This window comes from Bradyrhizobium sp. SZCCHNR1098 (genome assembly GCF_032489375.1).
Lineage (GTDB): Bacteria > Pseudomonadota > Alphaproteobacteria > Rhizobiales > Xanthobacteraceae > Bradyrhizobium.
Genome location: NZ_JAUEXY010000008.1, coordinates 232,836 through 242,438 on the forward strand (window position 1 = coordinate 232,836; position 9,603 = coordinate 242,438).

General features: G+C 65.8%; 11 protein-coding genes and 1 pseudogene. All 12 read right to left on the reverse strand.

The features are described 5' to 3' along the window. Positions 1-30: 30 nt before the first annotated feature. Complete coding sequence (locus tag QX135_RS18905) at positions 31-471, reverse strand: SRPBCC domain-containing protein (RefSeq protein WP_316179141.1); 441 nt, start codon at positions 469-471, stop codon at positions 31-33. Then, entirely contained in the window at positions 471-797 is a 327-nt protein-coding gene (locus QX135_RS18910; protein ID WP_316179139.1) for a metalloregulator ArsR/SmtB family transcription factor, read from the reverse strand. The genes QX135_RS18905 and QX135_RS18910 overlap by 1 nt, the downstream gene beginning before the upstream one ends. A gap of 59 nt (positions 798-856) precedes the next feature. Next, the gene (locus tag QX135_RS18915; protein ID WP_316179137.1) at positions 857-1,561 is read right to left on the reverse strand and encodes a glutathione S-transferase; all 705 of its coding nucleotides are present in this window, start codon (positions 1,559-1,561) and stop codon (positions 857-859) included. Positions 1,562-1,621: 60 nt separating this feature from the next. After that, a pseudogene (locus QX135_RS18920) lies at positions 1,622-1,724 on the reverse strand (lectin); the annotation flags it as partial. Positions 1,725-1,780: 56 nt separating this feature from the next. Further along, the gene (locus tag QX135_RS18925; RefSeq protein WP_316179347.1) at positions 1,781-2,752 is read right to left on the reverse strand and encodes a Tim44 domain-containing protein; all 972 of its coding nucleotides are present in this window, start codon (positions 2,750-2,752) and stop codon (positions 1,781-1,783) included. Positions 2,753-2,931: 179 nt separating this feature from the next. After that, complete coding sequence (gene cckA / locus QX135_RS18930) at positions 2,932-5,499, reverse strand: cell cycle histidine kinase CckA (protein ID WP_316179135.1); 2,568 nt, start codon at positions 5,497-5,499, stop codon at positions 2,932-2,934. A 155-nt stretch (positions 5,500-5,654) separates the two neighbouring features. Further along, positions 5,655-6,734 carry a flagellar biosynthesis protein FlhB gene (gene flhB / locus QX135_RS18935; protein ID WP_315738759.1) on the reverse strand — a complete coding sequence of 360 codons (1,080 nt, stop codon included), beginning with the start codon at positions 6,732-6,734 and terminating at the stop codon, positions 5,655-5,657. Between the two features lie 12 nt (positions 6,735-6,746). Continuing rightward, positions 6,747-7,514 (reverse strand): flagellar biosynthetic protein FliR, encoded by a 768-nt coding sequence (fliR, locus tag QX135_RS18940; protein WP_315738760.1) that lies wholly within the window; start codon positions 7,512-7,514, stop codon positions 6,747-6,749. 203 nt (positions 7,515-7,717) lie between these two features. Then, the gene (fliQ, locus tag QX135_RS18945; RefSeq protein WP_008965881.1) at positions 7,718-7,981 is read right to left on the reverse strand and encodes a flagellar biosynthesis protein FliQ; all 264 of its coding nucleotides are present in this window, start codon (positions 7,979-7,981) and stop codon (positions 7,718-7,720) included. A 107-nt stretch (positions 7,982-8,088) separates the two neighbouring features. Next, positions 8,089-8,445: a flagellar hook-basal body complex protein FliE gene (gene fliE / locus QX135_RS18950; protein WP_315738761.1), complete on the reverse strand. Its 357-nt coding sequence runs from the start codon at positions 8,443-8,445 to the stop codon at positions 8,089-8,091. Between the two features lie 16 nt (positions 8,446-8,461). Then, a complete protein-coding gene (gene flgC, locus QX135_RS18955; protein WP_315716023.1) occupies positions 8,462-8,887 on the reverse strand; it encodes a flagellar basal body rod protein FlgC in 426 nt (141 codons plus the stop codon). Between the two features lie 29 nt (positions 8,888-8,916). Next, positions 8,917-9,324 (reverse strand): flagellar basal body rod protein FlgB, encoded by a 408-nt coding sequence (flgB, locus tag QX135_RS18960; protein ID WP_315756551.1) that lies wholly within the window; start codon positions 9,322-9,324, stop codon positions 8,917-8,919. Positions 9,325-9,603 lie beyond the last annotated feature (279 nt).

Consider the following 9,603-nt stretch of genomic DNA (forward strand, 5'->3'; position numbering starts at 1 on the left):
CTCAGGCCAACTTCGTATAGCGGCGGCGCCTCAGGCATCCGCCGCTATACGTGTGATGGCATCGCCGATCCGACTCCACCCCTGTCCCATGATGTCGAACTGAAACTTGTTGCCCGGGAAGACGAAGCCGTCATGGACCATCCGCAGATGCGTGCCGGCCTCGACCGGCGTCAACGTCCAGGTCACGACGCTGTCGAGCCGTAAGCCGTAGGCCGGGTTGGAGTCCGAACCGCCCTTCCAGGAATAGCTGAGCAGATGCGGCGGCTCACAGGCGAGCACCTCGCAGTGAACGACGCCATCCCAGTCGCCCACCGGCTTGGTGCGGAAGGTGAAGCGATGCCCGGTGGCCGCGACGAAGTCGTTCGGCATCAACCATTTCGCGATCAGGTCGCTCGTGGTCAGCGTGCGCCAGATCTTGTCGGGCGAATGGGGCAGATGCTTCTCCACCACGATCGCATGCGTCTCACCCATCACTCGGTCTCCTTCAATAGTGCCTCGAGGCCGGCAATACGCTCATGCCAGAATGCGCGGTAATGACCGAGCCAGTCGACCAGCGGCGCCAATCCCTTTGGCGTGACGCTATAGTAGTTGTGGCGGCCGTCGCGCCGTTCGCTGACCAGCCCGGCGTCGCGCAGCGCCTTGAGATGCTGTGAGATCGCCGGCTGCGACACGCGCGAGCCCTTCACCAGGCCGGTGGCCGCCACCTCCCCCTCGCGCGCGATGCGCTCGAACACGGCCCGCCGCGTCGGGTCGGCAAGCGTCTTCATGACGGATGTCAGCTGGGCTTCGACGATCATGCCAGATATATAAGCAAATGCTTATACATTGTCAAGCGCGGCGCCGCAGGGCTTCGCCTTCACGCATCCAACGCCTTGTAGTGGCGGAAGATGCCGTCCTCGTTGAAGGCGATGCGGCGCTCGCTGGCGAGATAGGCTGAGATGTTCGGCCTGCTGGCGACGCGGTCATGCAGCGCGACGAGGCTCGGGATGTTGCGCTCGAACGCCATCATGCGCTTCGGGAACGCGTAGCGCAGGCCGGCGACGATCTGGAACAGCGACAGGTCGACATAAGTGAGCCTGCGCCCGGTGACGTAGGCGCCACCGCTTTTCGACAGGAGCTGCTCGAAATAGCCGAGGAATTTCGGCACCCGCTCGCTCCAGAATTCGGCGGTGCGCTTCCTGGCCGGCGCGCGCTGGTCCTCGTAGTACAGCGTCGGCCCCAGCGGATGATGCGTGTCGTGGATCTCGACGACGAAGTCGGTCACGGTGAGCTGCAATTGATGCACCCAGAGCTGGCCGCCTTCGGCCTTGGGCGCAAGGCCATGGCGGCTGCCGAGAAACAGCAGGATGTTGGCGGTCTGGCCGATGACGCGGCGGCCCGCTCTCAGGAACGGTGGCGCGAAGGGCGGCGTGTCGCTGTCCGCCTCCATCATCGCCGTCATCGCACCGATGCCGTCCTCGCGCGCGACGTCGCGATAGGCGGCGCCCGCCTCCTCCAGCGCGAGCCGCACATATTCGCCGCGGCCCTGGATCATGGGCCAGTAGTAGAGCTCGTAACGCATGGGCCATCCTCGCAGTGATGCGCCCACACGTTCGGCTCGGACGACGCAACGGACGCAGTGTTAGTTCGCCGCGAAGCAGTATAGCAGCCCGTCACCGCCCCTGCGCTTCAGATCGGCCTGGAAACAGCCGCCATCGGGCCCGCGAGAGATGGGAATTGTTCCACAAGCAAAGGCGCCGCGGATTGCTCCGCGGCGCCTGATGAGGGTCTCAAGTCAGGCTCAGCTGACCTGCTGGATTCCCGACAGCTGCCAATCGGCGCCGGCGTGGCGCAGGAAGGTCCAGATCTCGGTGACCTCCTGCGGCTGGTCGGAGCCGTCGACCACCCGGCCCGAGGCGCGCTCGATGGTCTTGTCGGCCAAGGTGAAGCGCATCGCGACCGTGGCGTAGTCCGCGCCATTCTCGCGCCAGGCTTCGGCGAGGTCACCCTGCAGCAGCTTCACGGCGCTGACCTTGTTGACCACGCCGCGGGCCTGGTTCTGCTCGAGATCGCGCTCGAAATACGAGGCCATCTCCGGCGTCGACAGCAGCCGCAGGCGGCCCACATCCTCGTTCGACCAGGCGGACTGGATCTCGCCGAGCAGCCGCTCGAACGCCTCGTAGTCGGCCGGCAGGATCTGCAGCGGCGGCGTGCTGCTGCCACCGCCGAAGCCACCGAAGCCACCAAGGCCGCTCAGGCCCGAGCGGAGGCTCGGCTGGCCGTCGGTGGGCGACGGCGCCGGGCCGGCGGCATAGGCCGGCTGGTTGCGGCGCTGCCACCAGGCCATCGCCATGCGCACCAGGAACACCACCAGCAGGACCTGGAGGATCAGACCGATGATCGAGGCGAAGCCGCCGAGGCCGGAGAAGAGCCCGCCGCCGAACAGCATGCCGAACAGGCCGGCACCGAGGAAGCCGGCAGCGAGGCCGCCGAGCAGGCCACCCGCGCGGCCACCGAACAGCCCGCCACGCGACGGCGCGGCCGTGTTGAAGCCGCCGGGCTGGCCCGGCTGGGTGATGGTGCGGTTGAACTGCGACGCCGATCCCGGCGCGGTCGAGGTGGGAGGTGGCGCGGAGAAGGTGCGCGTGCCGCGGGAGCCCGAGCTGGAGCCGCCGCCGATCCGGGCGTCGGCCGCCGAGACGGCGAGCACCGTCGGCAGCGCCAGTGAAAGGGCCACGGCCATCGCCTTGAGGAGGCCGCTTTTGCGCTGCATGAAGCTCATCTGTGTTTCCCATAACTCCCCGGAATGGGGATGCCTGTAAGATGGGCACAACCGGCGAAAAGGGAAGGCGGCACGAGGCCGCGCGGCTGCGGCGCTGGGTCGCGGGATGAAGGCGCTCGGCCGCCTTGCCAAGGAACTTCCCAAGGAACTTCCCAAGGAACTCCGGTAACCTATTGCGGCGCCATGGTTTCCTTGACCGCCGCCACGAGCTGGCTGAGCGTGAAGGGCTTTGGCAGGAACGCGAACTGCTGGTTCTCCGGCAGGCTCTTCTCGAACGCATCCTCGGCATAGCCCGAGACGAAGATGATCTTGATCTCCGGATTGCGCTCGCGCATCGCTTTAAGCAGCGTCGGCCCGTCCATCTCTGGCATCACCACGTCGGACACCACGAGATCGAGCACGCCATCGCACTCCTCCAGCGCCTCCATCGCCTCGACGCCATTCGACGCCTCGATGACGCTGTAGCCGCGCGAGCGCAGGCCGCGCGCGTTCAGCGCCCGCAGGCCCTCCTCGTCCTCGACCAGCAGGATGGTGCCCTGCCCGGTCAGGTCGGCGCGCGGCTTCGACGCTTCCGCTGCGGCCGGCTCCTTGGCGGCGCCGTTGACCGCGTGCGGCTCGGTCTGGACCTCCGGAACGACGATGTGCCGCGGCAGGAAGATCTGGAACGAGGTCCCCTTGCCGACCTCGCTGTCGACATAGATGAAGCCGCCGGTCTGCTTGATGATGCCGTAAACGGTCGACAGCCCGAGGCCGGTGCCCTTGCCGACCTCCTTGGTCGAGAAGAACGGCTCGAAGATCTTTTCGCGGATCTCGGCCGGAATGCCGGTGCCGGTGTCGCTGATCTCGATGCGGACGTAGTCGGCGACCGGCATGCCCTTGTAGGCGGCCTGCGCGACCTCGTCGGCCGAGACGTTGGCGGTGCGCACCGAGAGCTTGCCGCCGTCGGGCATCGCATCGCGGGCGTTGACCGCGAGGTTCACGACCACCTGCTCGAACTGCGAGACGTCGACCTTGACCGGCCACAGGTCGCGGCCGTGCACGAGGTCGAGCTTGACCTTCTCGCCGATCAGCCGGCGCAACAGCATCGTCAGGTCCGACAGCGCGTCGCCGAGATCGAGCACCTGCGGCCGCAAGGTCTGGCGGCGCGAGAATGCCAGCAGCTGTCGCACCAGGGTGGCGGCGCGCGTCGCGTTCTGCTTGATCTGCATGATGTCCTGGAACGACGGGTCGGTCGGCTTGTGCGCGTTCAGCAGGAAATCGTTGGCCATCATGATGGCCGAGAGCACGTTGTTGAAGTCGTGGGCGATGCCGCCGGCGAGTTGGCCGACCATCTCCATCTTCTGCGACTGGTTGATCTGGTTCTCCAGCGCGCGGCGCTCGGTGGTCTCGAGCAGATAGACGATCGCAGCTTCCGTCTCGCGCTCGTCCTCGTCGACGGCGGTGACGAAGAACTGGCCGAAGCGCTCCTTCGCGCCCTCCAGCATCACCTCGACCGGCGGAATGTCCGCCTGCCCTTCCGAGGCCTGGTTGATCGCGGCGATCAGGAGATGCCGGTCGCGCTGGCTGACGGTGCGGAAGATCGATTTCGCCGCGGCCACATCGCCGCTGACGCTCTGCGCGAGCTTGGCATAGCGCGCATTGGCCCTTACGACGGCGCCGCCGCGGTCGACGGTCGCGATTGCCATCGGCGTATGGTCGAAGAAGCGCATGAAGCGCACCTCGGCGGCGCGCTCCGGATCGGAGCGCTCGTCGCGGGCGCGGCTGATGACCAGGGTGCGCGACGACCCGGGCTTGCCGTCGGCGCCGAAGGCGAGCTTGTGGTAGAGCCGCGCCGGCATGGTCTTGCCGCCGCGCATCTTCAGGTCGATGTCGAACACCTCGGTGCGGACCTCGCCGGGCACCGCCACGATCGAACTCAGCAAGGACGCGCCGTCGCCGGAGACGACGTCGGCGAGCTTCAGCCCGCCCGAGCCGATCTCGGCGAGATCGTAGTCGAGCCAGTTGGCGAGCGTGGCATTGACGTAGACGAGGCTGCCTTCCGGATTGACCGAGAAGAAGCCGCACGGCGCATGGTCGAGATATTCGATCGCATGCTGCAGCTCCTGGAACACGTCCTCCTGGCGCTCGCGATCCCGGGTGATGTCGGCGATCGACCACACCGCGTAGCGGGCGTGGCGCTTGGTCTGGCCGAGCGGGCGCACGCGCATCCGCAGCCAGCGCCCCTGCGCGCCTTCGGCCGCAGTGATGCGTACCTCCTCCTGCTGCCGCTTGCCCTCGCGCGCCGCCTTGAGCAGGCGGAACACCGCTTCGGAGACGTCGGGATTGCCGATGAAGACGCGCTCGACGGGACGCGCCTCCTGCGCGGTCGCCGCTCCCGTCATGCTGAGATAGGCAGCGTTGGCGTAGACGACATGGCCGCGCGGATCGGTCACCGCGAGGCCATCGAAGGCGTGATCGGCGATCGCGCCCATCACCGGATCGTCGGTCGCCTTGTCGGCGAAGCGGACGATGCCGGCGGCGAACGCGAACAGATTGAACAGGCCGACGGTGGCAAGCAGCGACAGCAGCCCGAGAATGTAGGGCTGCGCCTGGGCGCGGCCGATCGTCATCAACGCGATCGCGACCGCGACGAGACCGAACGCCACCAGCAGGATCAGCAGAATGCTGCCGCTGCGGCGCGGCCGCTCCGGCAGGCCCACCTGATCCTGTAACCCATCGTTGTCGGAATCGGCGCTCATGGCTCGGGGACGCGACCTGTCGGCTGGGAGCCCCAGCCCGTTCGCGCGGCTCCCCCTTCCACCTGCCTGAATCGACGGGTCAAGCGCAAGCCCGTCAAGCCGATATTCCATGATTTATCCGTATTTTGCGGTCCGTCCGGGGACCGAATCGGTTGTCATCGCGGGCGCCCCGAGAGGTTGCGCCGCAGCCCCATCACGTAGCCGATGATCTCAGCGACGGCGTGATAATGTTCCACCGGGATCTCCTCGTCGATCTCGACCGTGGCGTAGAGCGCGCGCGCCAGCGGCACGTTCTCGACGATCGGGATGTCGTGCGCCTTGGCGACCTCCCGGATCTTGAAGGCGATGTTGTCGACGCCCTTGGCGACGCAGACCGGGGCCGACATGCCGCGCTCGTAGGACAGCGCGACCGAGTAGTGGGTCGGGTTGGTGATGATCACGGAGGCCTTTGGAACCGCAGCCATCATGCGCTTCTTCATGCGCTGCTGCCGGATCTGCCGGATGCGTCCCTTGACGTGCGGGTCGCCTTCCGACTGCTTGAACTCCTCCTTCATCTCCTGCACCGACATCTTCTGCCGCTCGTACCATTGCCGATACTGGAACAGGTAGTCGCCGATCGCGACCAGGGCGAGCAGCGCGACCACCGAGCCCATCAGATGCGTGGTCAGCGACATCGTGACGCCGAGCAGCTCGCTGACGTCCATATGCAGCAGCGATTCCAAGCGCAGCCGCTCCGGCCACAGGATCATGACCATGACCGTGCCGAGCAGCACGAGCTTGAAGAGACCCTTGGCGAAATTGGCCGCGGCCTGCTTGCCGAACAGGCGCTTGGCGCCGGCCAGCGGCGAGATCTTGCTCAGGCTCGGCTTCATCGGCTCGCCCGACCAGACCAGGCGATGCTGCATCATGTTGCCGGCGATCGCCGCCAGCATCACCATCAGGATCGGCACGCCGATCGCCGCGATCACGGCGAACGACAGGCTGCGCGCCAGCGCCAGCAGGCCGGCGCCGTCGGTGTGGATCATCCAGGAATTGGCGATCAGGTTGCGCATCGGCACCAGCACCGCGGTGCCGATCGAGCCCGAGAAGGTCGACATCACCAAGGTCGCGGAGGCGATCACGAACCAGGTGTTGAGCTCCTGACTCTTGACGACGTCGCCGCGCTCGAGCGCCTGGTCCAGCCGCTTTTGCGTCGGGTCTTCTGTTTTGTCTTCGGAATCGGCCTCATCGGACATCGATCGGCCCCCTCACCGCGGCATCATCTCGTGCATGACGCCTTCGAAATAGCCGAGAAACGTTCCCATCATCGCGGTCAGGACCAGCGCGAAGATCAGGAAGCCGATCAGGATCGAGAGCGGCGCACCGACGAAATAGACCTGCATCTGCGGCATCAGCCGCGCCAGCACGCCGAGCCCGATGTTGAAGACCAGCCCGAACACCAGGAACGGCGCCGACAATTGCAGGCCGATCTTGAACGCCGTGGCAAAGGCCTTGGTCGCCAGCGAGGCGACGTCGCCGCTCGGGATCAATTCGCCCGGCGCGAAGATCTTGTAGCTGTCGCTGAGCGCCGCGATCACCAGGTGATGGCTGTCGGTCGAGAACAGCAGGGTCACGCCGAGCATGGTGAGGAAGTTGCCGATCAGGACGCCCTGCTGGCCCTGCGTCGGATCGACCGCGGTGACGAAACCGAGCCCCATCTGCTGCGCGATCACGGAGCCCGCGACCTGCAGCGCCGACAGCGTCACCCGCGCCGTTGCGCCGAGCACGATGCCGATCACGATCTCGTGCACCATCATCACCAGGAGCGGCGACAACGCCTGCAGGTCGACCTGATAGGCCTGACGGTGCAGCGGCAGCACGATCATCGTGAGCAGCAGCGCGGTCGCGAGCTTGATGCGGACGGGGATGTTGACCTCGCCGAGGCCCGGCAGCAGCATCACCATCGCACCGACGCGCGCGAAGGCCAGCATGAACACGGCGGCCAGCGCCGGAAGGAAGGAAATATCGATGCGCATCGTCCGCCGTCACGGCCCTTTCGACCGCATGCTGGTGCGGCACGACGGTCTTTGAAGAGACAGCCTGCGACGAGACAGCTTGCGAAGAGTTCGCCCGAAAGGCCGCCAGCTCACGGCCGAAAGCAGCAGCGCCCCCCGCACTGCTCCTCGCGACCGCTAGCAGCGCCCTCACGCAGGCTAGCCCTGCTGCCCCGGACATTGCCTCATCCGCCGATGATTCGCGACGAGATCCGCATCATGTGCGAATGCAGCGCATCGGCCATGAACGGCAGCGCCAGCAGCAGCGTCACGAAGATCGCAATGATCTTCGGCACGAACACCAGAGTCTGCTCCTGGATCTGCGTCAGCGCCTGAAACAGGGAGACGACCACGCCGACGACGAGGCCGACCACCATCAGCGGCGAGGAGACCAGCACGATGGTCCAGATCGCATCGCGCGCCACATCGAGCGTTTCAGCTCCTGTCATGTCCTGTCGTTCCTCACTGTCGATCGGTTCCGGTCCGGCCCCCGCCTCATCGCGCATCGCGCGCAGTCGCGGCAGACGGCAAATCCCTGATTCGTTACGAGCTGCGCCTAGATCGTCATCTTCATCACGTCTTCATAGGCCTGGATCACGCGGTCGCGCACCGACACCAGCGTCGACACCGCGACATCGGTTTCGGCGACCGCCGTGACGACATCCATGACGTTCGCCTTGCCCGCGGCCATCGCGACCGCCTGACTGTCCGACTTGCGGCCGGCCTCCATCACGCTGCCGATCGCATCCTTCAGCACCGCGCTGAATGACGGACCACCCTTGTCGGCGCCGTTGCCGCTGCCTAGCACGTCGCGCACGCGCCCGAGGCTGCCGAAGGCACCGCTCGAGCCGCCGGCGTCGAGCACGCGGGCGGAATTCGCATAGGCATTAGCTGCGGAGATTGGGGAGGCCATGACTTTCGTTCCTGTCCTAGGTCTTCAGAATGTCGAGTGTGCGTTGGATCATGCGGCGCGTGGCGCCGATGATGTTCAAATTCGCCTCGTAGGACCGCTGTGCATCGCGCATGTCGGTCATCTCGATGAGCGGATTGACGTTGGGGTACTTGACATTGCCGGACGCGTCCGCGGCCGGGTTACTGGGGTCGTATTTGACGCGGAACGACGATTGATCGGGCACCACCTTGCCGAGTGCCACCACCTTGGCGTCAAGCGCACGGTCGAGCGCCGAGGTGAATGTCGGGACCTTGCGGCGATACGGATCGCCACCCGCTTTGGCGGCGGTCGAATCGGCATTGGCGATGTTCTCGGAAATGACGCGCATACGCCCCGCCTGCGCACGCAGGCCGGAGGTCGCAATGCTCATCGAGCGCAGGAAATCGCTGGAGTCGTTTGCCATGCTTGTCGGTCTCCGTCCTCAACTCCGGCTCAGGCCTTGCCGATTGCCGTCTTCAACAGATGCAGGCTCTTGCCGTACAACGAGGTTGCCGCGGCATAGTCCATCTGGTTGGCGGAGACCTTCAGCATCTCCTCTTCGAGGCTCACCGCGTTGCCGGCGGGCCTCGTCTGAAATCCGGCCTTGCGGTTCTGGTCGAAGCTCGCGCTCTCGCCCGACGACGGTGCGATGTGCGCGGTGCTGGTCCGGGTCAGCGACAGCGGCGCAAAGCCGCCGACCGCCTGGCCGGTTGAATCGAACTTCGGCTCAACCAGATCCTTCGGCTTGAAGTTGGGCGTATCCGAATTGGAGACGTTCTCCGACAGCACGCGCTGGCGCTCCTGGTGCCATTGCATCTTGGTCCGCAACGCCGACAACACGGGGAGATCGTTGATGGACATGGCGCTGCTCGGTTATGTCCGGCTACCGGACGGTTTGGGTAGGTAGAAATTGCCGTGCATATGGTTAACAAGGAGTTAAGAAACGGCGCTATGCCCACCGGGACATTCCCGGGGTTTTGACGATTTCTTAGGAAAGTGCCGGGGTCCCAGCCGACCGATGCATCATTACGGGACGGCGCGGCTCGCCAAGAAGTCGTTTTGGCCCGGCCGATTCATGGGTTATTAAGAGGCCGAGCGGCAGTTCCTGCCGTCATGCGTTAACAGGTTGGTTCCGGTTCT